This is a genomic window from Achromobacter sp. DMS1 (assembly GCF_001270295.1).
This window is the reverse complement of record NZ_LHSJ01000007.1, coordinates 1-22,967: the sequence shown is the minus strand read 5'-3', so window position 1 is coordinate 22,967 and position 22,967 is coordinate 1. Positions and strand designations below refer to the sequence as shown.

Below are 22,967 nucleotides of genomic sequence, written 5' to 3'. Positions count from 1 at the left end.
CGTATGTCTTGGCGCGGGCGCTCAGTGCGCGGCCCACTGCACGGTGTTCAGATCGATGCCTTCCTTGGCCATTTCCCAGAGCGGCGACATGTCGCGCAGCTTGCCCACTCGGCTCTTGATGAGCTCGATGGTGTAGTCGACGTCGGCTTCGGTGGTGAAGCGGCCCAGGGTGAAACGGATGGAGCTGTGCGCCAGCTCGTCGTTGCGGCCCAGGGCGCGCAGCACGTAGGAGGGCTCCAGGCTGGCCGAAGTGCAGGCCGAGCCGCTGGACACCGCCAGCTCCTTGATGGCCATGATGAGCGACTCGCCTTCGACGTAGTTGAAGCTCACGTTCAGGTTGTGCGGCACGCGGTGCTCCATGTCGCCGTTGAGGTACACCTCCTCGATCTGCGACAGGCCCGCCCAGAGGCGGTCGCGCAGCATGCGGATGCGTTCGTTCTCGGTGCCCATTTCCTCGCGCGCCAGGCGGAACGCCTCGCCCATGCCGACGATCTGGTGCGTGGCCAGCGTGCCGGAGCGGAAGCCGCGTTCGTGGCCGCCGCCGTGCATCTGCGCCTCGATGCGCACGCGCGGCTTGCGGCGCACGTACAACGCGCCAATGCCCTTGGGGCCATAGGTCTTGTGCGCCGAGAACGACATGAGGTCGACCTTGAGCTTTTGCAGGTCGATTTCGACCTTGCCGGTGGCCTGCGCCGCATCGACATGGAAGACGATGCCCTTCTCGCGGCAGATTTCGCCCAGCGTCTCGATGTCCTGGATGACGCCGATCTCGTTGTTCACCATCATGACCGACACCAGCACGGTGTCGGGACGCAGCGCGGCCTTGAACACGTCCAGGTCGATCAGGCCGTCGTCCTTGACGTCGAGATAGGTCACTTCGAAACCCTGGCGCTCCAGTTCGCGACAGGTGTCCAGCACCGCCTTGTGCTCCGTCTTGACGGTAATGATGTGCTTGCCCCGTTCGGCGTAGAAATTCGCCGCGCCCTTGATGGCAAGGTTGTCGGACTCCGTGGCGCCGGAAGTCCAGATGATTTCGCGCGGATCGGCGTTCACGAGCTTGGCGACTTCCTCGCGGGCGCGCTCGACGGCCTCTTCCGCTTCCCAGCCGAAGGCATGGCTGCGCGAGGCCGGGTTGCCGAAATGCTCGTAGAGCCACGGCACCATTTTCTCGACCACGCGCGGGTCGACGGGAGTGGTGGCGGAATAATCCAGGTAGATCGGGCGAGAGGTCATGTACTGCTCCTGATGCTGCTTATACGGTGGCATTGGCCGCGACGGAGGTGGTCGGGGCGTTGGCGGCGCTCGCATTGGCGCCGCCCACCCGATCCACGCGCACCGCGCAGGCCTGGGCTTGGTTGTTGGCTTCCTGCAGTTGCCGCACACGCTGCTGGTCGACCAGATCCTGCAGGGATACCGAATCCAGGTAATCCACCATTTTGCGATTCAGGGTGGCCCAGAGCTCGTGCGTCATGCACTTGCCAGGCTTGCCGTCGTTGCCGCTCGTACAGTCCCGCTTGCCGCCGCAACTGGTGGCGTCCAGCGGCTCGTCGACGGCGAAGATGATGTCGGCCACCGTGACGTTGCGCGCCAGGCGGGCGAGCGAATAGCCGCCTCCCGGGCCGCGCACGCTGTCCACGAGTTCGTGGCGGCGCAGTTTCCCGAAAAGCTGCTCGAGGTAGGAAAGCGAGATGTTCTGACGCTGGCTGATCGCCGCGAGAGTGACCGGACCGCTGTGCTGGCGCATGGCGAGATCGATCATGGCCGTCACGGCGAAACGCCCTTTGGTAGTTAGCCGCATGGTGAATTCCCTGTGATCCCGGCATCGGCCGCCGGGTCATCCGGCGGGCAATACCTGAGTAATTGCCTCAAGTATAGCAAATTCCCGACTAATTTGGTATGGCTCCCGCCTAGAAAAAACCGCGCCGAGGCGCGGTTTCCGTCTGTCCGGCGTCGCCAGGGGCGGCGCCGGCCCGGGCGGCGGCCGCCTGATGACGAAACCCTGGCGACACGGCCCGAAGGTCTGACCGGCACCGGCCCGGGCATCAGGCCCTGTGCCTCAGGGCAAAATCAGGCCGCCTGGTACTGGGTGGCGCGCTTGCGGACCAGCTCCAGCACACCCTGACAGGCGTCTTCCAGGTAGTCGAGCACCTTGGAGAAGCCGTCCGCGCCGCCGTAGTACGGGTCGGGCACCGTGGCTTCCTCGTGGTCGTTCGCAAAGCGCATGAGCAGCATGAGCTTGTGCTGGTACGCCTTGGGGCACTGTTGCTGCATGGCCGAGAGGTTGTCCCAGTCCATGGCGAGGATGAGGTCGAAATCGCGGAAATCCTCTGCGGTGACCTGGCGGGCCTCGCGGTGCGTGATTTCGTAGCCGCGCTTGCGCGCCGCGGCTTGCGCCCGGGCATCAGGCGCCTCGCCGATATGGAAGGCATGCGTTCCCGCCGAGTCGATGCGCACGACATCGGCCAGACCCGCGTCATTCACCAAATGACGGAACACGCCCTCTGCGCTCGGCGAGCGGCAGATATTGCCCATGCAAACGAAAAGTACCTTGGTCATCATGCATGTAAGTGTGCGGGAAAACCCGGAATAAGGCAAGCTTTTTTTGCGCCTGCGCAATGGGTGCGGGACGAAACAGGCGCTTTGATTTTTTCAATGAAATCAATTCATTGCGTCAATTCCGGCGAGCGCCGGAATCGCCCCGCGCGCGCCGCCTCCGGCGCGGCGGGAACGCCATGCCGCGGCGCGGCGATCACCCGTCGTTCAGATTTATGTCAGCACCCATCAAGCACATGTAACAACAACCGCGGCGCTATACCGCCCCGTCGAGCAGCACCCGCTGCTTGAGCGCATTGAGCGCGTCCCGGGCGGCGGCGGCCTGCTCGAATTCCAGGTTGCGCGCGTGGTCCATCATCAGCTTTTCCAGGCGCTTGATTTCCCGGGCCAGCGCCTTCTCGTCGGTGAGCAGCTCGGCGGGCACCGCGGCCTCCAGCGTGTCGTGCTGGGCCGGCGCCACCACGCCGTCGATGAGCTCGCGCACCGCCTTCTGCACGCCTTTGGCGGTAATGCCGTGATCTTCGTTGAATTTCAACTGCTTGGCGCGGCGCCGGCTGGTTTCCTCGATGGCGCGCCGCATCGAGTCGGTGACGCGGTCGGCGTAAAGAATGGCATGGCCGTTCAGGTTGCGGGCGGCCCGGCCGATGGTCTGGATCAGGCTGCGCTCGGAACGCAGGAAGCCTTCCTTGTCGGCGTCCAGGATGGCCACCAGCGACACCTCGGGAATGTCCAGCCCCTCGCGCAGCAGGTTGATGCCCACCAGCACGTCGAAAGTGCCCAGGCGCAAGTCGCGGATGATTTCCACCCGCTCCACGGTATCGATGTCGGAGTGCAGATAACGGACCCGGATGCCGTGCTCGGAAAGGAAGTCGGTCAGGTCCTCGGCCATGCGCTTGGTAAGCGTGGTGACCAGCACCCGCTCCGACCGGGCCACGCGGGCCTTGATCTGGCCCAGCAGATCGTCCACCTGGGTGCGGGCCGGCAGCACTTCCACCACGGGATCGACCAGGCCGGTGGGCCGCACCACCTGTTCCACCACGTTGTCCGAATGCTCGTTCTCGTAGGCGGCGGGCGTGGCCGAGACGAACACGCACTGCCGCATGCGCGCCTCGAACTCCTCCAGGCGCAGCGGCCGGTTGTCCAGGGCCGAAGGCAGGCGGAACCCGTATTGCACCAGGGTTTCCTTGCGCGCGCGGTCGCCGCGGTACATGCCGCCCAGCTGGCCGATGGTGACGTGGCTTTCGTCGATGAACATCAGCGCATCGGCGGGCAGGTAATCGATGAGCGTAGGCGGCGGCTCGCCGGGCGCCGCGCCGGACAGGTGGCGCGAGTAGTTCTCGATGCCCTTGCAGAAGCCCAGCTCCTGCAGCATCTCGAGGTCGAAGCGCGTGCGCTGTTCGAGCCGCTGCGCCTCGACGAGGTGCCCCCCGTCCACGAAATGCTTGACGCGCTCGCGCAGCTCTTCCTTGATGGTTTCGATCGCGCGCAGCACCGTGTCGCGCGGCGTGACGTAGTGCGAGCCAGGGTACACCGTGAAGCGCAGCAGCTTCTGCCGCACGCGGCCGGTGAGCGGATCGAAGAGCTCCAGGGTTTCGATCTCGTCGTCGAAGAGCGTGACGCGCAAGGCCAGCTCGGGGCTTTCCGCCGGGAAGATGTCGATGGTTTCGCCGCGCACGCGGAACACGCCGCGGGTGAACTCGGCATCGTTGCGGGTGTATTGCATGGCCACCAGCCGCGCCAGGATCTCGCGCCGGGAGATCTGATCGCCCGTGCGCAGGATGAGCACCATGGCGTGGTAGTCGCCCGGGTTGCCGATACCGTAGATGCACGACACCGTGCCGACGATGACCGTATCGCGGCGCTCCAGCAGGCTCTTGGTGGCCGACAGCCGCATCTGCTCGATGTGCTCGTTGACCGAGGAATCCTTCTCGATGAAAAGGTCGCGCGTGGGCACGTAGGCCTCGGGCTGGTAGTAGTCGTAGTACGAAACGAAATACTCGACGGCGTTGCGCGGGAAGAATTCGCGCATCTCGGCGTAGAGCTGGGCGGCCAGCGTCTTGTTGGGCGCCAGCACCAGGGCCGGCCGCCCCAGGCGCGCGATGACGTTGGCCATGGTGTAGGTCTTGCCCGAACCCGTCACGCCCAGCAGCGTCTGGTACATGAGGCCGTCCTGCACGCCCTGGGTCAGCGCCTCGATGGCGGCGGGCTGGTCGCCCGCGGGCGGATAGGGCTGGTGGAGGTGAAATGGACTGCCTGGGAATTCGACGAAGCCGGGGTCTGCCATAGTGTTTCCCATGCTAGACTGTTTCAGGGTAAACCCCCCATTATCCACAGCACTCCGGACTGCGTCCACCCACGTCAACACACTCCCATGAGCACCCTTTTCGATACCGTCGAACTCGCGCCGCGCGATCCCATTCTTGGCCTGAACGAACAGTACAACGCGGACACCCGCCCCGGCAAAGTGAATCTGGGCGTGGGCGTGTATTACGATGACCAGGGGCGCATTCCCCTGCTGGCCGCGGTGCGCAAGGCCGAGCAGGCGCGCATCGAAGCCGCCGCCGCGCGCGGCTACCTGCCCATCGAGGGCATCGCGGGCTACAACCAGGCCGCGCAGACCCTGCTGCTCGGCAAGGATTCCCCCCTGGCCGCCGCCGGCCGCGTGCTGACCGCCCAGGCGCTGGGCGGAACCGGCGCGCTGAAGATCGGCGCCGACTTCCTGCGCCAGCTGCTGCCGCAGTCGAAAGTGCTCATCAGCAACCCGAGCTGGGAAAACCATCGCGCGCTGTTCGAGCGCGCCGGCTTCGAGGTCGGCACCTATGCGTACTACGATCCGGCTACCCGCGGCCTGAACTTCGACGGCATGCTGGCCGACCTGAAGGCCGCCCCCGCCGGTACCGTCGTGGTGCTGCACGCCTGCTGCCACAACCCCACGGGCGTCGATCCCACGCTCGACCAGTGGAAACAGATCGCCGCGGCGGTCAAGGAAAACCGCCTGGTTCCCTTCCTGGACATCGCCTACCAGGGCTTCGGCGAAGGCCTGCAGGAAGATGCCGCGGTGGTGCGCCTGTTCGCCGATCTCGATCTCACCATGTTCATCAGCTCGTCGTTCTCGAAATCGTTCTCGCTGTACGGCGAGCGCGTGGGCGCGCTGACCGTGGTGGCCGGCAGCAAGGACGAGGCCGTCCGCGTCCTGAGCCAGCTCAAGCGCGTGATCCGCACCAACTACTCGAACCCGCCCACCCACGGCGGCACGGTGGTTTCCATGGTGCTCAACTCGCCCGAGCTGTACGCCATGTGGGAAGCAGAGCTGGCCGGCATGCGCGACCGTATCCGCCTCATGCGCAAGCAACTGGTCGAGAAAATCGCCCAGTACGGCGGCAAGCAGGATTTCAGCTTCGTCCTGAAGCAGCGCGGCATGTTCTCGTACTCGGGCCTCACGGCCGCCCAGGTCGACCGCCTGCGCGAAGAACACGGCGTGTACGCCGTTTCCAGCGGCCGCATCTGCGTGGCCGCGCTCAACAGCGGCAACATCGACACCGTGGCCAAGGCCATCGCCTCCGTGCTGTAAGGCGGCTCGGCCCCGTGCCGCCCACCGCAAGAAGGGCCCCTCGCGGGCCCTTCTTGCATGGGCCCTTCTTGCATGGGCCTTTCCGCATCGGCGCCTGCCGCGCCGGCCCCGCTGCGCGTCGGTCCCGTTCCACCCCCGCCCCGCCTTTTCCGCTGCTTGCTTTTTTTTGCTGTGTCCCCCAGAATGGCGCTGTATATATGTACAGTCCGCCAGCAAACGGATCATCGCCATGGCCAGCAAACTCACCGAACGCCAACAGCAAATCCTGGATCTCATCCGGCTCACGGTAGCGCGCACGGGTTTTCCGCCCACCCGCGCCGAAATTGCCCAGGCGCTGGGGTTCCGCTCGCCCAACGCGGCGGAAGACCATCTCAAGGCCCTGGCGCGCAAGGGCGCCATCGAGCTTACCGCCGGCGCATCCCGCGGCATCCGCCTCAAGGACCTCGCCAAGGACGCCTCCTCCCCCTCTTCCGCCTCGCTGGCGGCCTCGTCCGTGGCGGCGCGCTGCAGCAGCTGCTGCTGCCGCTGGTGGGCCGCGTGGCGGCCGGCAGCCCCATCCTGGCGGCCGAACATGTCGAACGCGAGGTGGGCGTCGATCCCAGCCTGTTCGCGCAGGCGCCCGACTACCTGCTCAAGGTGCGCGGCATGAGCATGCGCGACGCCGGCATCCTCGAAGGCGACCTGCTCGCCGTCAAGAAAGCCGCCGAAGCGCGCAACGGCCAGATCGTGGTCGCGCGCCTGGGCGACGACGTTACCGTCAAGCGCTTCCAGCGCCAGAACGGCCGGCTCGCCCTGCTGCCCGAAAACCCTGATTTCGACCCCATCATTGTCGAGCCCGGCCAGGATTTCGCGCTCGAGGGCATCGCCGTCGGGCTGATCCGCACCCAGGCGTTGCACTGATCCTCTGCGCGCCACTCGGCCGAGCAGGCGCAACGAACGAATGCAGAACGGCAGGGCCCGCGGCCCTGCGTCTTGCTTCCCGCCTCCTTCTTCCGCAGCAGCCCGTTTCAGGGCGGGCTTCACCCTCCGTTCCACAGCCCGCTTCGCGGCCCATTCATGGCACGATCGGGTAGGGTGAGGGGTTAGCCCTTGCCTTCGGCTAACTCTTCCCCTTGTCGGGCGAGTAGAGGACTTCCACCTCCAAGTGGGTGCGCCCTGCCGGGCGCACCAAAAAAAAACCGCGCACAGGGTGCGCGGTCATCTTGACCGGGCCGCACTTGCGCGCGGGCCCGGCGGCGGCATGGCCGGATCAGTGCTTCAGGACGGGATCGCCCGATTCCGACTCGGCAGGCTTGCCCACCAGCGGTTCCTTCACGGCCTCTTCCTCGGCCAACGGCTCGGGTAGACGCTCCAGCGCCAGTTCCAGCACCTTGTCGATCCAGCGGACCGGCACGATTTCGAGCTGGTTCTTGACGTTGTCGGGAATCTCGGCCAGGTCCTTGACGTTTTCTTCCGGAATCAGCACGGTCTTGATGCCGCCGCGGTGCGCCGCGAGCAGCTTTTCCTTCAGACCGCCGATCGGCAGGACTTCGCCCCGCAGCGTGATCTCGCCCGTCATGGCTACGTCCGCCCGCACCGGAATGCGGGACAAGGCCGACACCATGGCGGTCGTGATGGCGATGCCCGCGGACGGACCGTCCTTGGGCGTGGCGCCTTCGGGCACGTGCACGTGCATGTCGTGTTTTTCGAACACGCTGTCGGCAAAGCCCAGGCGGCGGGCGCGGGAGCGCACCACGGTGCGGGCGGCCTCGACCGATTCCTTCATGACGTCGCCCAGCGAGCCGGTGCGCTGGATCACGCCCTTGCCGGGCATGTCCGCCACTTCGATGGTGAGCAGGTCGCCGCCGACCTCGGTCCAGGCAAGGCCCGTGACCTGGCCGATCTGGTTTTCCTTCTCGGCCATGCCGAAGGTGTAGCGGCGCACGCCCAGGTAATCGCTCAGGTTTTCGGCCGTGACGTTGACCGGCTTGGTTTCGGGCGCCTTGCCCTCTTCCTTGGCTCGGTCGGACTGGGCCAGCAGCTGCTTGACCACCTTGCGGCAGATCTTGCCCACCTCGCGTTCCAGCGCGCGCACACCGGCTTCACGAGTGTAGTAGCGCACGATGTCGCGCAGGGCGCTCTCGTCCACGGTCAGCTCGCTGTCCTTCACGCCGTTGTTCTTCATCAGCTTGGGCAGCAGGTGATCGCGGGCGATGTGGATCTTCTCGTCTTCGGTGTAACCCGACAGGCGGATCACTTCCATGCGGTCCAGCAGGGCCGGCGGAATGTTGAGCGTATTGCTCGTGGCCACGAACATCACGTCGGACAGGTCGAAATCCACCTCGATGTAGTGGTCCTGGAACGTGTGGTTCTGTTCCGGATCCAGCACCTCCAGCAGCGCCGACGAGGGATCGCCGCGGAAATCCATGCCCAGCTTGTCGATCTCGTCGAGCAGGAAGAGCGGATTGCGCACGCCGACCTTGGTCATGTTCTGGATGATCTTGCCGGGCATGGAGCCGATATAGGTGCGGCGGTGGCCGCGGATCTCGGCTTCGTCGCGCACGCCGCCCAGCGCCATGCGCACGAACTTGCGGTTCGTGGCCTTGGCAATGGACTGGCCGAGCGAGGTCTTGCCCACGCCCGGAGGTCCGACCAGGCACAGGATGGGCGCCTTGACCTTGTCCACGCGCTGCTGCACGGCGAGGTATTCGAGAATGCGTTCCTTGACCTTCTCCAGACCGTAGTGGTCGTTGTCCAGCACGGTTTCGGCGTTGCTGATGGAGTTGTTGATCTTGCTCTTTTTCTTCCAGGGAAGATTGATGAGCGTGTCGATGTAGTTGCGCACCACGGTGGCCTCGGCCGACATGGGCGACATGAGCTTGAGCTTCTTGAGCTCGGAATCGGCCTTCTTGCGCGCTTCCTTGGGCATGTGCGCGGCGACGATCTTTTTCTCGAGCTCTTCGATGTCCGCGCCTTCCTCGCCCTCGCCCAGTTCCTTCTGGATGGCCTTGACCTGTTCGTTCAGGTAGTAGTCGCGCTGGCTCTTTTCCATCTGCTTCTTCACGCGGCCGCGAATCCGCTTCTCGACCTGGAGAATGTCGATTTCGGTTTCGAGCTGCGTGAGCAGACCTTCGAGGCGTTCGGAAGTGCCGGTGATTTCCAGCATCTTCTGCTTCTGCTCCAGTTTGAGGGGCAGATGGGCGGCAATGGTATCGGCCAGGCGGCCGGCATCGTCGATGCCCGCCAGCGAGGTGAGGATCTCCGGCGGGATCTTCTTGTTGAGTTTGACGTACTGTTCGAACTGCGCAACGATGGCGCGGCGCAGGGCTTCGGTTTCGGAGCCCTGCATGACGTCGGGTTCGATGGGCGTGACCTGGCACGTGAAGTGCGAGTCCACGTCTTCGATGCTGTTGATGCGCGCGCGCTGCGTGCCCTCGACCAGCACCTTCACGTTCCGTCGGGCAGCTTGAGCATTTGCAGTATGCCCGCGACGCAACCGATTTCGTATACGTCTTCGGGGGTGGGATCATCCTTGCCGGCGGATTTCTGGGCCACCAGCATGATGCTCTTGCCCGCTTCCATGGCGACCTCGAGCGCGCGGATGGAGCGCGGGCGGCCGACAAACAGCGGGATCACCATGTGCGGAAACACGACGACGTCGCGTAGCGGCAGCAGGGGCAGGTCGATCGGGTCGGAAGGCAGGGTCTGGCTGGCAGACATAGGGGGTTCCTCGGTATGACTCGGCGTATCGGGGACGAGGAGCCGGGCTGCGCCTGGCCGTCTCGTCGGTTACGTCTGTTATGGGAACAATAGCCGAAAATTCAAGATCCTGGCGGACCGATAAGCAAAAACGATGCGAAAAGGCCTCCAGTACGGTTTTGCCCGCTTCCGGAGCATCGTGCGGAAACGGGACGCCTGCTGCATAGACTACCCGGCCTGGCAAATCCGGGGCGTTCCAAACCAAAAAAACCCGTTTCAAGAACGGGTTTTTTGAAATATCCATCAGGCGGCGGCGTCCCGGACTTCTCCACGCGCCGGCTTTTCCGGCGCGGCGTCTTCGTCCGCGTAGATGAGCAACGGCTTGCCGTCCCCCTCTATGACGTTCTCGTCCAGCACCACGCGCTTGACGTTGCCCTGGGAAGGCAGCTCGTACATGGTGTCCAGCAGCGCCTGCTCGATGATGGAGCGCAGGCCGCGCGCGCCGGTCTTGCGGCGCAGCGCCTTGCGTGCGATGGCCTTGAGGGCGGCGGGGCGCACGTCCAGCTCGGCGCCTTCCATGGCGAACAGCTTCTGGAACTGCTTGACCAGCGCGTTCTTGGGCTCGGTGAGGATCTGCACCAGGGCCGCCTCGTCGAGCTCGTCCAGGGTGGCGACCACCGGCAGGCGGCCGACCAGTTCGGGAATGAGGCCGAACTTGATCAGGTCTTCGGGCTCGACCTCGCTGAAAAGCTCGCCCACCCCGCGCTCGGACTTGGCCCGCACGGAAGCCGAGAAGCCGATGCCGGACTTCTCGGTGCGATCGCGGATGATCTTTTCCAGGCCGTCGAAGGCGCCGCCCACGATGAACAGGATGTTGGTCGTGTCGACCTGCACGAAGTCCTGGTTGGGGTGCTTGCGGCCGCCCTGCGGCGGCACCGAGGCCACCGTGCCCTCGATGAGCTTGAGCAGGGCCTGCTGCACGCCTTCGCCCGAAACGTCGCGCGTGATCGACGGGTTGTCGGACTTGCGGGAAATCTTGTCGATTTCGTCGATGTAGATGATGGCGCGCTGCGCCTTCTCGACTTCGTAGTTGCAGTTCTGCAGCAGCTTCTGGATGATGTTCTCGACGTCCTCGCCCACGTAGCCGGCTTCGGTCAGGGTGGTGGCGTCGGCCATGACGAAGGGCACGTTCAGCATGCGCGCCAGCGTCTGGGCCAGCAGCGTCTTGCCGGAACCCGTGGGCCCGATGAGCATGATGTTGCTCTTGGAGAGCTCCACCTCGTCGCCCTTGATCTCGCCGTGGCGAATGCGCTTGTAGTGGTTGTAGACCGCCACCGCCAGCATGCGCTTCGGGCCGGTCTGGCCGATGACGTACTGGTCGAGGAAGGTCTTGATTTCAGCCGGAGTGGGCAGCTCGGAACGAATCGCCGCGCGCGCGGTGGCCTGGGCCTCCTCGCGGATGATGTCGTTGCACAGGTCTATGCATTCGTCGCAAATGAAGACCGACGGGCCCGCGATCAGCTTGCGGACTTCATGCTGGCTCTTGTTGCAAAACGAACAATGCAGCACCTTTGCGTCTGCCGATCCCTTTTTTTCAGGCATATGTGTTTCGTATCTCAGGTAACGACGCGCCGGACCGCTTGCAGGCCCGGCGCAGCCTACGCTTACTCAATCGTGACGGCAGCAGGGTGTGGGATCAACCTCGGGAAGTCAGCCTTCCGCGCGGGAGGTCATCACCTTGTCCACCAATCCATACGATACCGCATCTTCGGCCGACATGAAGTTGTCACGTTCCGTGTCCACCGCGATGCGCTCGACCGGCTGGCCGGTGTTCTCGGCCAGGATGCGGTTCAGGCGCTCGCGCAGGTCCAGGATTTCGCGGGCCTGGATCTGAATGTCGGAGGCCTGCCCCTGGGCGCCGCCCGAGGGCTGGTGGATCATGATGCGGGAGTTGGGCAGCGTGAAGCGCTTGCCCTTCGTGCCCGCCGCCAGCAGGAACGCGCCCATGCTGGCCGCCAGGCCGGTGCACAGCGTGGAGACGTCCGGCTTGACGAACCGCATGGTGTCGAAGATGGCCATGCCCGCGTACACCGACCCGCCCGGCGAGTTGATGTACAGGGAGATGTCCTTGTCGGGATTCTCCGATTCCAGGAACAGCAGCTGGGCCACCACCAGGTTGGCGGTGGCGTCGTTGACCGGCCCCACCAGGAAGATGAGGCGTTCGCGCAGCAGGCGCGAATAGATGTCATAGGCGCGCTCGCCGCGCCCCGACTGTTCGATCACCATGGGGATGTACCCCAGGGCGGTGGGGGTCACGGAGGACCCGCCGTGCATGGCCGCGTAGAAATCGGTGAATCTCTGCATGGTGTTACGCCATCCCCATCAACTGATCGAAAGGCACCTTCTCTTCGGTGACCTTGGCCTTTTCCAGCACGTGCGCGACGACGTTGTCCTCCAGCACGATGGCTTCGATTTCAGCACGGCGCTGGCGGTCGGACAGGTAATAGCTGACAACCTGGGCGGGTTGTTCGTAGTTCTGCGCGAACTCTTCGATGCGGGCGCGCACCTGCTCCGGCTTGGCCTGCAACTGCGCCTGCTTGACGAGCTCGGACACCAGCAGGCCCAGACGCACGCGGCGCTCGGATTCGGCGGCGAAGGCTTCGGCGGGAATGGGCACCGATTCGGCGTTGGGCACGCCGCGCTGCTTCAGTTCCTCGCGGGCGGCGGCCACGCGGCTCTGCACGTCGTTGTCGACCAGCGCCTTGGGCACGTCGAACTTGCCCGCCTCGACCAGGGCGTCCATCACGCTGGCCTTGGTGCGGCCTTGCGAGCGGGCCTTGACCTCGCGCTCGATGTTGCTGCGGATGTCGGCCTTCAGTTTCTCGACGTCGCCTTCGGGCTGGCCGAGCGACTTGGCGAATTCGCCATTGACTTCGGGCAGCACGCCTTCGGCCACTTCCTTCACGGTGATGGTGAATTCGGCGGTCTTGCCGGCGACTTCCTTACCCTGGTAGTCATCGGGGAACTTGAGCGGGAAGACCTTGGTTTCGCCGGCCTTCAGGCCGCCGGCGGCTTCCTCGAACTCGGGCAGCATGCGGCCCTGGCCGAGCACGAACGCGAAGTTCTCCGCCTTGCCGCCGTCGAACGGCACGCCGTCGATGGTGCCGGCGAAATCCAGGGTGACGCGGTCGCCGTCCTGGGCCGCGCGGCCGTCGCGGGCTTCGTAGGTGGCGCGCTGCTTGCGCAGCACGTCGAGGGTCTTTTCGACCTCGGCGTCGGTCACGGCGGTGTCGTAGCGCGTGACGGACAGCGTGGAGAGGTCGGGGACGGCGACTTCGGGATAGACCTCGAACGTGGCGGTGAAGGCCAGCGTGCCTTCCGCGGCGCCTTCGGTCTTGGGTTCGAGGCTGGGAGCGCCGGCGACGCGCAGCTTGGCGCCGTCGATGGCGGCCTCGAAAGCGCGGCCGACCTGGCTGTTGATCACGTCATAGCGGATGCCGGGGCCATGGCTGCGCTCGAGCATGGCGAGCGGCGCCTTGCCGGGACGAAAGCCCGGCACCTTGGCCGTGCGGGCCACGCGCTTCAATTGCGCCTGGACTTCCTTTTCGACGTCGGCCACCGAAACGGCCAGATCAACACGGCGCTCGAGGCCGGAGAGGGTTTCAACCACAGGCTGCATTAAAAGACCTATATTCCGAAAGATAAAAAGATGACGGGCGGATAAACGCGCCATTTTACCGGAAACTGCCGCCCCCCTGACACAACGGGGCGCGCCCCCCGGATAAGCCCGGAGGCCCGCGCCCCGTTTTCGGCGGAAAAGGCGGCCTGCCGGCCCGGTCACTTGGCCGTGGCGATGCGCTCCTCGATGTGCTGGGCGCGCTTGGCCGAGGACGGGTGCGAACTCATCATATCGCTCTTGCCGCCATCCAGCTCGGCAAGCTTCTGGAACGCCGTCACCAGGCCGCGAGTGTTGAGCTTCTTGGCATGCAGCAGGTCGAAGGAGTAGTCGTCGGCCGCGCTTTCCTGCGACTGCGAGAATTGCGCGTTGATGAACTTTTCGGTCAGGTCGCCCAGCTGGGACGAACTCAGGGCCGAGACGGCCGAGTTGCCGGCGGCGCCGGCGGCGTCGCGGGCGGCGGACACCGTGTAGGCGGTCTGCATGGCCTTCTTGCTGTGGCCCAGGGCCACGTGGCCGATCTCGTGGCCCACCACGCCCAGCACCTCGTCGTCGTTCATCATGTCCATCAGGCCGCTGTAGACGCGGATGCAGCCGTTGGCCATGGCCCAGGCGTTGACGTCCTTGGTGATGTAGACCTTGTAGTTGGCGCGCTGTCCGTTGACCGTGGCGCCCAGCGACTTGGCGAGCTTCTGCAGGCGGGCGTCGTACTTGCTGCCCGGCGCGGCGATCTTCTCCTGGGAGTCGCTTTGCGCGCAGGCCTTGTCGGACAGCGCCTTGATGTCGGCGTCGCTGAGCGTGGCGGCCTGCACCACTTTGCTGCCCGCGCCGATCATCCCGCCGATGTCCAGAGCGTACGAGGCGGAGAACGGGGCAAGCGCGAGGGCGAGCGCGGCGGCGGTGTAGCGGATCTTCATGGAAAAAACTCCTGTGTGCAGACGGGGATCGTCCCGAGTGAGGCCGCATTCTATATAGGGCCGCAAGAGACGCGCCGCTTCGCCACAGAGTTTCGCAAATGCGAAATCCGCTTACATAAATGTGCGCCCGCCGTGGCGCGAACGTGGTAGGCGCCGCCCTCCCCACGTCGGCGGACGGGGTTGCAAAGCTGACGGCATTGTTAAAATTGCCGCCCGCTTTTTCCACCCACGGCTCGCATCTACCCCATGATTGAAAATCAGACTCCCCGGCTGGGCCTGCTGCCCGCCCTCATCTTCAGTTCCCGCTGGCTGCAGCTGCCCCTCTACCTGGGGCTGATCGTGGCCCAGGGCGTGTATGTCCTGCTGTTCCTCAAGGAACTCTGGCACCTGCTGACCCACGCGACGAGTTTCGGCGAGATGGAAATCATGCTCATCGTGCTCGGCCTGATCGACGTGGTCATGATCTCGAACCTGCTCGTCATGGTGATCGTGGGCGGCTACGAAACCTTCGTGTCGCGCCTGCGGCTGCAGAACCACCCGGACCAGCCCGAATGGCTGAGCCACGTCAACGCCAGCGTGCTGAAGGTGAAGCTGGCCATGGCGATCATCGGCATCTCTTCCATCCACCTGCTGCGCACCTTCATCGAGGCCGGCTCCCTGGGCGCGCCGGGCACGCGCTTCACCGAGTCGGGGGTAATGTGGCAGACCATCATCCATGGCCTCTTCATTCTTTCCGCGCTGGGCATCGCCCTGGTGGACAAGCTCGTCACGCCGCCGCCCGGACGCCATTGAGCGCCTATTGGGCGCCCGCGGGCCGCTGCGGGCTCCCGCGGCTTTCGGCGGCGCAAGGCAAAAAGCCCTTACGGGGCTTTTTTGCTGCAGCAAGGGCGATGCGCCCGCGCCGGTCAGGGCGTGACTTTGATGTTCTTGGCGCTGGGCCCCTTGGGGCCGGTGCCGATGTCGAAAGTGACGCGCTGGTTCTCCTGGAGCGTCTTGTAGCCCTCGCTGCGGATTTCCGAGTAGTGGGCGAAAAGATCCTTGCTGCCGTCGTCGGGCACGATGAAGCCGTACCCCTTTTCGGCGTTGAACCATTTGACGATGCCGGTTGCCATAAGTACCTGTCCTTCCAAGCGTGTGAGAGCGATAGCCCGGGGCGCCAGATCATCAAGAATGCCGGGGGCGGAACTGCCGGAGGCAAAAGCCCCGCATCGCTGACGGCGACAGTAAACGGAGACCGCGTCGCTTGAAAATCTCGCTGGGATTTCAGTTTATGGGGGTTCGCTGAAAAATGCCATGGGTGCGCGCATGCCCGAGCCGCCCGGCAGCCCTCCGGCCCCGCCGCGCGGCGGCCTTTTTTGCCCTTTTGACCCCGGCAAAAACCATCGCATACACAAATATTTTCATGTAGCCAACCACGGATACATGCCGGCCGCCGCTTAACAGATTAAGCAACGGCCTGCGGTTCCCGGAGGGGCCGGGCCGCGCCCCGCACGCGCCAACCCTAGCCGGCGAACCCGCCCGCGTCCAGAAAAGCCTGCTCGGCGGCGGAGGTTTCGCGGCCCAGGAGCGCATTGCGGTGGGGAAAGCGGCCGAAACGCTCGATGATGTCGCGGTGCACCAGCGCCCAGCGCAGCGGCTCCTGCCCCAGAGGCTCCATGAGCGCGACCGCCCTTTCCTGCGCCTGCGGGTCTTCGGCGTGCTCGAAAGGCAGGTAGACGAATTGCCTCATGGCGGCATCGACCCGCTGGTCGAGCCCCGCGTCGACGGCGGCCTGCGCGAATGCGCGCGCCAGCGGATCGGTGGCGAACATGTGCGCCGTGCCGCGGTAGGCATTGCGCGGAAACTGGTCGAGAAGGATGACCAGCGCCAGCACGCCCTCGGGTTCGGCCGACCAGGCGTCGAGGCGCCGCGCGGCGGCATCCATGTGCGCGGCCTCGAAGCGCTGCCGGAATTCCCGGTCGAACGCGGGGCTCTTGCTGAACCAGCGCGCCGGCCCGGCCGCGCGCCAGAATCGCACCACATCCCGGAATGCCGGGGACCGGGAAGAAGAAAGATCGGCCATGGAAACCCCGCTCGGGCAGCGCGCCGCGGCGCCCAAAACAAAAAAGTTCTCGTGTCAAGTCTTTGGCGCAAAACACGCAAGGCTTGAAACCGTATATATGACAGTAGGTTAGATCGGCTTGAAGTGGCTTCCACAAGCGTGGCGCGCTGCTCCAGGTGCCATATAAGAGTCTTCGAAAAGAAAGCGCAGGCGTGTGACAGCGAGGCTGACCTCCTCAGGCGATACCCTTGTCCGTGAATAGTAGCCTGCACCCTCCGCCACTGTTGCAAGCAAGCGCGTCGAGTTGCGTGGCCGACGATGCTGGAGTTTCACCTCTCCGGTGGTAACGACAATCTCGTTCCGCTTTGCCTTTCTGATCCCGATTCCCAGAGTCACAGCCTCCAGGCGCACGCATCACGCCGCACGCTGCGACAGATGCTTCTTCAGGTACTCGATGAAGTGCTGGGTTTTCGCTGGCAGCAGCCGCGTCTCGGTGAGTGCATGCACCGCGATGGGGGGTGCCTGCCAATCGGGCAGCACCCTCCGCAGATGCTGCGCTGCAGACGCTGCCTGCACAGCTTCCTGGGCAAGCATGGCGATGCCCAGCCCCTCGGCCGCCAGGCGCTGCATCATGCCGACGTTGTTGAGGCGGAACCGACCGGCCACGGGGATTTCCCGCCTGACGCCATCGCGCAGCAATGTCCAACGGGTCTCGTTGGGGAAAAGCATGCACGCGTGCGATGACAGATCACCCGGTTCCCGAGGTTCACCATGGACATCGAGATATTGCGGCGACGCGTAGAGATGACGCGGCACCTCCGCGATCTTGCGGCTGACGAGGTGCGAATCCGGCAACTCGCCCATGCGTATCGCCACATCGAAAGGTTCGGCCACGAGATCGACCCGGCGCGGCGTCAGGTCAAGCTCGAACTCGATCTCGGGATAGCGGCGGCAGAACGCCGGAAGACATCGGGCCAGGAATACGGTGGCGAAGTCCACGGGCAGCGAGACCCGCAGCACGCCTCGCGGCTGCGATACCAGGTCGCCAAGCTGTTCGTGCGCCAGACGCGCCTCCTCGACGATGCGCCGGCTGCGCTCGAAATAGATCTGCCCGGCCTCCGTCAGCTCGATGCGGCGCGTCGTGCGATGCAGCAGGCGCAGCCCGATCGCCCGCTCCAGCGCAAGAACCCGGCGCGACAGGGTCGAACTTGGCATGCCCAGCGCCTCGGCGGCGCGGCGAAAACTCCGGGCGCGCGCCACCTCGACGAACAGGCTCATGTCTCTCAAGGGGTCTGCTTTCATTGCTCCAAAAATGGCATTCTGAATCCAGTTTTTCCGTATTTACACCAAATATGGTTCAGTGGATAGTGCGAACATGGCAAGGGCGGCACTGTCGTCCACCGTGCGACTCTGGAGAATGACCATGGCCGACACACCTGCATCCTGGCGAGACGCCGCCGTCCTGCTCATCGACCATCAGGTCGGCACGATGAGTTGGGTCAAGTCGATCCCCTTCGAGGAGATGAAGCGCAACGCGCTGATGCTGGCCAGAACCGCCAGCATCCTGAAGCTGCCCGTGGTCCTAACATCGAGCATGGAAGACCATGCGCAGGGACCGCTGCTGAGCGAACTCGAAACGATCCTGCCGGAGGCATTCAAATCGCGCATCCAGCGCGCCGGCATCGTCAACGCCATGAAAGACGAGAAGTTCGCCGCGGCGGTCAAGGCGACGGGGCGCAAGACGCTCATCGTCGCCGGCGTCACGAACGACGTGTGTACGGTCTTTCCCGTCCTCACTCTGCTCGAACAGGGCCACGAAGTGCTGGTCGCGGCCGATGCCGGGGGCTCCCCCGGCAAAATTGCCGACGATCTTGCGCTCGATCGGATGGCGCGAGCCGGTGCCACTGTGCTGGGCACCAACCAATTGCTGGCGGGCCTGGCCGGGGACTGGTCGACGCCGGAAGGCAGCCAGCTCGTCGCGGTGCTCGGCGAGTCCTTGCAGGCATGAGCGCCGACACACAGGATGGCGCAAGGTGGCCGCAGGATCGACCCGTGAAGCTCTATTACGCACCGGGCACCTGCGCCGTCGCGTGCTGGATCGCACTGGAATGGGCCGGCGCTGAATTCGAGGTCATCCGGGCCGATTACGCCTCGGAGACGTTCCGACGCGTCAACCCGCTGGCCATGGTGCCCGCACTCGATATCGGCGGGCCGCGCGTCATGACCCAGTCTGATGCGATCCTGACGTACATCGCGGACATGCATCCCGATGCACAACTCGGCGCGGACGATGATGTCCAGGGCCGCTTTGAGTTCGCCGAGACCATGGCTTTCCTGACCGGTGATTTCCACCCGGCGTTCTGGCCTTTCTTTACTCCCCAGCGCTACACGACCAACCACACGCCCCAGGCACTCGACGATGTCCGCGCCGCAGCGCACGCGCGCATCGACCGCGTGATGCAGCATCTCGACCGGCTGATCGGCCAGGGCAGCCACGTCTACCGTGAGCGTCGCACTGCCGCGGACGCCTATGCCTTCGTCATGACGCGGTGGACGGGCAAGCTGACCAAGACCTGGAAGGACTATCCGGGCGTGGCGCGCTTCTATGCCCGCATGGAGCAGGACCCGACGGTGCGGGATGTGTTGCGGCGCTCGACTTGAGCGAAACCATCACGATGGGCATCCGGCAACATGCCGGTCCCGAGCACGAGAGGCCGCAGGCGATGTACTGCGCCACAGCGCCAAGAATCCTTACTTCGCGAGACGCACTGCACACGATAAATATCAACGTACCTAAGCTGACCTTTTCATGCCGCTCTTGAGCGGGCGCCCTTCCTGAATCCTCTGTCCCCAGCCATGAAGGCTTCCAGCATGTGCGGGATGAGCGTCGCCGCATCGACCGCCTCGCCATACGTCTGCGCATGCAATGCGGCGTAGCGGTCGAGGTCCCCTTTCAAGCTGACTGGACAAGCGAAAGTCAGCTTGGTCACTTCCTGGCGCGGCAGCGGCCCCAAGCGGAGTTTTTTCGTCGTGCTCATTGGATACCTCCTCGCTGGTAGAACAACGGCTGGTAGGGACGCAATACGAGGTCGCGCGCCACGATGATGCGCACCGGCAGGCCCGGCCGGCTGGTCAGCGTCGGCTGGATGCTCATGTTGCGCCGGGTGATCTCCTGGCCGACCTGATTGATGCTGTCCTGGGCGCTGTCGCGGCCGGCGATGATGACGCGATCACCGTCCTGCCGGTTCTCCGGCGCGGCCAGCTCGGCACCGATGCCCAGCAGCGTGGTCAGCGCCGCGCCGGCAAAGATGCGATCCCAATGCCAATCCACGTCATCCTCCAGGCCGGCATAGCCGGCCGGGTCGGTGCCAGCCAGGTTATCGAGCGTGAGCGATGACGTATCCGGCAGGATGATCCGGTTCCAGACGACCTGCACGCGACTCTGCCCGTAGCTGACCTGGCTGTTGTAGCGCCCAAGGATGCGCGAACCCTGCGGAATCAGCAGGAACTTGCCGGTGGCCGTGTCATAGACCGGCTCCGTCACCGTGGCGATCACGTCGCCCGGCAGATCGGACTTGATGCCTGTCACCAGCGCCCCGGCCACCACCGTTCCGGCCATGACCTGATACGGCGAAGCCGGCAGGGTCAGATTGCCGGAATTGCGGGTTTCCGTGATTCCGGCTTTCTGGAAAGCCTCCTTCTGGTCTTGCCGGTTCTGCACGGCGGTCGGATCGGCAGGCTGGGCCGCCGTCGAGGCAGGCCCGGCCGCCAGCGGGTCGAAGGCCGCATTGGCGGCGAAGCCCGGCGCAGCGGCCACCTGCGTCTGCGCCACCGGCGCGGCTTGCGACCCTGAGCGGAAGAACACCGACGATGCCGCCGCCGCTTCGGCTTCCTTGCGCAGCGCATCGTTGGGGTCGTGGCCGGGGGCCGCGTAGGCGGCCGTCACCGGCTGCTGCGACTTCACGATGGCCGGGCCAAGATCGCCCGGCAGCGGCGGCCCCAGCTCCGGCACCTTCGGCGGCAGCTTCGAGTAGTCGGCCGGCAGTCCGTCCAGCCCTTCGGACTTCGAGACGCGATCCACGTTGTAAAGCTCGGTCTGCTCGTTGGCCCCGCGCCGCTGCGGTTGCAGCGACCACATCAGCGCGCCGAGCACGGCGACCGACAGGGTGCCGGCGAGGATGGCCAGCGTGCGCCGGTTCAAGCGCGTGACCGGGCGCGGCTGGGCGCGAAGCGCCACCGCCTCGGGCGCGATCTTGCCCGCCTGCGGCGTGGCGAGGCCGGGGGTGTCATCCTGGCTCATGGTCAGTTCCTCCCACTCCTTGATGCCACGCCATCGGTGCGTTCGATCCGCACCACATCGCCGCCATCACCGCCCAGGCGCAGTTCGGCCGCGCCGAACAGCCGATCCACGATGTAGTAAGGTGGACGGAAGCGGTAGTTCACCAGTTGCCCGTCGCCCTGCGCGCCGATGACGAACAGCGGCGGCAGCTCGCCTTGGGCGATGCCCGGCGGAAACTGGATGTAGACCTTCTCGCCGTCATCGAAGGCGCGTAGCGGCTTCCACGGCGGATTGCTGCCGCTGACCGCGTAGCGAAAGCGGATCTTCTCCAGCGACAGGCCGGTATCGACCGGCGCGGCGGCGCTGGCCGCCTGCGCCTGGCGCTGCAAGGCCAGCATCCGGTCTTTCGGATAGTCCCAGGACACCGAGGCCATCCACGCCTTCTCGGTCGAGGTCAGCTCCAGCAGGTACGTCCTGCGGCTGGTGGTGATGACCAAGTTCGTCTTGAGACCCGAACGGATGGGCTTGACCAGCACATTGACGCGCAGCGCGTCGCCGCTTCCGCTGGACGTGTCGCCGACGATCCAGCGCACGGTGTCGCCAGCCGCGACAGTGACAAGTTCCTCTCCGGGCTGGAGCGAAACAACGGTCACGCGCCCCGGCGCGGCATAGACCTGATAGAGCGCGCCATCCGTGAAGGGCCATACCTGAATCGCATTGACGTAGCCCTCGCGCGTGGGCGCGATGCGCGCTTCGGCATTAGCGCGCGAGACGCGCAACTTCTCGTCGGCCGGCTCCGGCGCGGCCGGGGCCGCGTCCACCTCGGGCAACGGCTTCAACTGCGCAGGCAGCGCCAGCGGTTCAGGCACGGCGACTACTTCCACCGGCTCGGGCGGCTCCGGCAGCGGCTGCGCCTGCACCGGCTCATCGAGCGAAATGGACGGCGGCGGCTTGCCCTGCGAGGCGCAGCCCGAGAAGAGGACAGTCGATGCCAGCAGGATCGACGGCAAAGCGTAAAAGCGGAAAGACAGGTTCATGGCTTGGCTCCTTCGGAAGAATCCAGTTCGCGGCTCCACGACAGGCCATTGACGTAGATACCCAGTGGGTTCTTGCGCAGGCGCTGCTCGGTACGCGGGGTTTGCAGGACGGTGGAAAACACGGCGTTCCACCGCTCGGTGCCAGCGGCGGCACCGTTGATGAACCGTTGTTCCGTCCAGCGGACGTTGAAAGACGTGTCGCTGGCGCGGGTCACGCTGGTGATCTGCACCGTCACCGACTCCTTGCCGATGCGGGCGAAGGGGTCGTTCTTGCTGGCGTAGTCGTTGAGCACGGCCGCGCCCTTGTCGGTGGTGTAGTCATAGGCATCCAGCCAGTTCTGCCGCACCACGATGGGGTCAATGGACAGCGAGCGCACCAGCGTGACGAAGCGCGCCAGGTGGTGCGCGATCTGCGCATCGGCGGGCCGGTACGGCGTAGCCGCTTCGCCCACGGCGCGCACCTGCCCGGACTGATCGACCTCGATGACATATGGGGTGACGATGGACTGCGCCGAGCGCCATACAAGGCCGCCAGCCATCAGCAGCGCGAGCGTGAGGCAGCCGAAGGCCATGAATCGCCAGTTCTTGGCCTGGACGCGGGCCGAACCGATACGGTCGTCCCACACCTGTGCGGCGGATTGGTAAGGGGTTGCAGGCTGCGGCGTGTCGGCATAGCGCACCTGCGGTCGCTTGAATCGCATAGGGGTTCTCCTTGGTGGTCAGGTATCGAGTCATTCATCGGGACGCAGGCTCGGGCCTTGCCCCGAGCCGCCGCCGTCACCTCCGCGCAGCGTGTGGGCGGCGGTGGTTGCGGCATGGGTGATCTGCTGGCGGCGGTGCATCCGCTTTGCCCAGGCGGGTTGCTCCTGCTTCGGCGCGCTGGCGGCGCTGTCCGCGCCTTCGCCTGCGGCGGCCTGGCCGGAGCCGGCAGCGCCGGCATCCGCGCCGTTCCAGCCAGCCCGGAAGGAATCGGCCATCTTCTGGCCGGCAGCGGAAGCGCCGGACGCAGCGCGGCGGCCTGCGGCCTGCGCGCCGGTCTTGGCGACGTTGCCAAGGCCCGCAGCAGCGCCCTTGGCCCCGCCGCCCGCAGCGACGGAACCGGCCTGGAATGCGGACTTGGCGCTGCTGGCCGCCGACGTGGCGGCGCGTGCGCCGCTGCCGGCCAGCTTGGCGGCGGCCGGGGCCATGCGTGCGCGCGCCATGACGCACCGCCCA

General features: G+C 65.4%; 19 protein-coding genes and 3 pseudogenes. 5 read left to right on the top strand and 17 right to left on the bottom strand.

Annotation, left to right across the window (positions count from 1 at the left end):
- Nucleotides 1-21: 21 nt before the first annotated feature.
- The 4 genes from AD428_RS01745 to uvrB all read right to left on the bottom strand — a co-directional run bounded on the left by AD428_RS01745 (nucleotide 22) and on the right by uvrB (nucleotide 4,837).
- Complete coding sequence (locus AD428_RS01745; protein ID WP_053243932.1) at nucleotides 22-1,233, bottom strand: IscS subfamily cysteine desulfurase; 1,212 nt, start codon at nucleotides 1,231-1,233, stop codon at nucleotides 22-24.
- A gap of 19 nt (nucleotides 1,234-1,252) precedes the next feature.
- The gene (gene iscR / locus AD428_RS01740) at nucleotides 1,253-1,798 is read right to left on the bottom strand and encodes a Fe-S cluster assembly transcriptional regulator IscR (protein WP_053243931.1); all 546 of its coding nucleotides are present in this window, start codon (nucleotides 1,796-1,798) and stop codon (nucleotides 1,253-1,255) included.
- 269 nt (nucleotides 1,799-2,067) lie between these two features.
- A complete protein-coding gene (locus AD428_RS01735; RefSeq protein WP_053243930.1) occupies nucleotides 2,068-2,559 on the bottom strand; it encodes a low molecular weight protein-tyrosine-phosphatase in 492 nt (163 codons plus the stop codon).
- A gap of 250 nt (nucleotides 2,560-2,809) precedes the next feature.
- Nucleotides 2,810-4,837 carry an excinuclease ABC subunit UvrB gene (gene uvrB / locus AD428_RS01730; protein WP_053243929.1) on the bottom strand — a complete coding sequence of 676 codons (2,028 nt, stop codon included), beginning with the start codon at nucleotides 4,835-4,837 and terminating at the stop codon, nucleotides 2,810-2,812.
- A gap of 87 nt (nucleotides 4,838-4,924) precedes the next feature.
- On the opposite strand from uvrB, the gene AD428_RS01725 reads away from it, so the two are divergent.
- Both AD428_RS01725 and lexA read left to right on the top strand, forming a co-directional pair.
- A complete protein-coding gene (locus AD428_RS01725) occupies nucleotides 4,925-6,124 on the top strand; it encodes an amino acid aminotransferase (RefSeq protein WP_053243928.1) in 1,200 nt (399 codons plus the stop codon).
- A gap of 229 nt (nucleotides 6,125-6,353) precedes the next feature.
- A pseudogene (lexA, locus tag AD428_RS01720) lies at nucleotides 6,354-7,024 on the top strand (transcriptional repressor LexA).
- 349 nt (nucleotides 7,025-7,373) lie between these two features.
- Here the strand turns inward: lexA and lon are convergent.
- The 5 genes and pseudogenes from lon to AD428_RS01695 form a co-directional block, all read right to left on the bottom strand.
- Nucleotides 7,374-9,823: pseudogene (lon, locus tag AD428_RS01715) on the bottom strand (endopeptidase La).
- Nucleotides 9,824-10,105: 282 nt separating this feature from the next.
- Nucleotides 10,106-11,404, bottom strand: a complete 1,299-nt coding sequence (gene clpX, locus AD428_RS01710; RefSeq protein ID WP_053243927.1) for an ATP-dependent Clp protease ATP-binding subunit ClpX — start codon at nucleotides 11,402-11,404, stop codon at nucleotides 10,106-10,108.
- Nucleotides 11,405-11,512: 108 nt separating this feature from the next.
- The gene (clpP, locus tag AD428_RS01705) at nucleotides 11,513-12,166 is read right to left on the bottom strand and encodes an ATP-dependent Clp endopeptidase proteolytic subunit ClpP (RefSeq protein WP_053243926.1); all 654 of its coding nucleotides are present in this window, start codon (nucleotides 12,164-12,166) and stop codon (nucleotides 11,513-11,515) included.
- A 4-nt stretch (nucleotides 12,167-12,170) separates the two neighbouring features.
- Entirely contained in the window at nucleotides 12,171-13,481 is a 1,311-nt protein-coding gene (gene tig, locus AD428_RS01700; RefSeq protein WP_053243925.1) for a trigger factor, read from the bottom strand.
- Nucleotides 13,482-13,639: 158 nt separating this feature from the next.
- On the bottom strand, nucleotides 13,640-14,395 hold the full coding sequence (locus AD428_RS01695; RefSeq protein ID WP_053243924.1) for a M48 family metallopeptidase: 756 nt from the start codon (nucleotides 14,393-14,395) through the stop codon (nucleotides 13,640-13,642).
- Between the two features lie 246 nt (nucleotides 14,396-14,641).
- Here AD428_RS01695 and AD428_RS01690 point away from each other — a divergent pair, with 246 nt between their 5' ends.
- On the top strand, nucleotides 14,642-15,187 hold the full coding sequence (locus tag AD428_RS01690; protein WP_053243923.1) for a TIGR00645 family protein: 546 nt from the start codon (nucleotides 14,642-14,644) through the stop codon (nucleotides 15,185-15,187).
- A gap of 113 nt (nucleotides 15,188-15,300) precedes the next feature.
- Here AD428_RS01690 and AD428_RS01685 read toward each other — a convergent pair whose 3' ends face one another.
- The 3 genes from AD428_RS01685 to AD428_RS01675 form a co-directional block, all read right to left on the bottom strand.
- A complete protein-coding gene (locus AD428_RS01685; protein ID WP_053243922.1) occupies nucleotides 15,301-15,507 on the bottom strand; it encodes a cold-shock protein in 207 nt (68 codons plus the stop codon).
- Nucleotides 15,508-15,896: 389 nt separating this feature from the next.
- Complete coding sequence (locus tag AD428_RS01680) at nucleotides 15,897-16,457, bottom strand: DUF924 family protein (RefSeq protein ID WP_053243921.1); 561 nt, start codon at nucleotides 16,455-16,457, stop codon at nucleotides 15,897-15,899.
- A 393-nt stretch (nucleotides 16,458-16,850) separates the two neighbouring features.
- Complete coding sequence (locus tag AD428_RS01675) at nucleotides 16,851-17,714, bottom strand: LysR family transcriptional regulator (protein ID WP_235488808.1); 864 nt, start codon at nucleotides 17,712-17,714, stop codon at nucleotides 16,851-16,853.
- A 145-nt stretch (nucleotides 17,715-17,859) separates the two neighbouring features.
- Here AD428_RS01675 and AD428_RS01670 point away from each other — a divergent pair, with 145 nt between their 5' ends.
- Entirely contained in the window at nucleotides 17,860-18,444 is a 585-nt protein-coding gene (locus tag AD428_RS01670) for an isochorismatase family protein (protein ID WP_053243919.1), read from the top strand.
- A gap of 44 nt (nucleotides 18,445-18,488) precedes the next feature.
- Nucleotides 18,489-19,097: a glutathione S-transferase family protein gene (locus tag AD428_RS01665; RefSeq protein WP_053243944.1), complete on the top strand. Its 609-nt coding sequence runs from the start codon at nucleotides 18,489-18,491 to the stop codon at nucleotides 19,095-19,097.
- Nucleotides 19,098-19,243: 146 nt separating this feature from the next.
- Here the strand turns inward: AD428_RS01665 and AD428_RS01660 are convergent, their stop codons facing one another.
- From AD428_RS01660 to AD428_RS01640, 5 genes and pseudogenes are all read right to left on the bottom strand, one after another.
- On the bottom strand, nucleotides 19,244-19,474 hold the full coding sequence (locus tag AD428_RS01660; RefSeq protein WP_053243918.1) for a DUF2274 domain-containing protein: 231 nt from the start codon (nucleotides 19,472-19,474) through the stop codon (nucleotides 19,244-19,246).
- Entirely contained in the window at nucleotides 19,471-20,736 is a 1,266-nt protein-coding gene (locus AD428_RS01655) for a TrbI/VirB10 family protein (RefSeq protein WP_053243917.1), read from the bottom strand. The genes AD428_RS01660 and AD428_RS01655 overlap by 4 nt, the downstream gene beginning before the upstream one ends.
- Before the next feature lie 2 nt (nucleotides 20,737-20,738).
- Entirely contained in the window at nucleotides 20,739-21,752 is a 1,014-nt protein-coding gene (gene trbG, locus AD428_RS01650; protein WP_053243916.1) for a P-type conjugative transfer protein TrbG, read from the bottom strand.
- A complete protein-coding gene (gene trbF / locus AD428_RS01645; RefSeq protein ID WP_053243915.1) occupies nucleotides 21,749-22,453 on the bottom strand; it encodes a conjugal transfer protein TrbF in 705 nt (234 codons plus the stop codon). The genes trbG and trbF overlap by 4 nt, the downstream gene beginning before the upstream one ends.
- Before the next feature lie 30 nt (nucleotides 22,454-22,483).
- A pseudogene (locus AD428_RS01640) lies at nucleotides 22,484-22,967 on the bottom strand (P-type conjugative transfer protein TrbL); the annotation flags it as partial.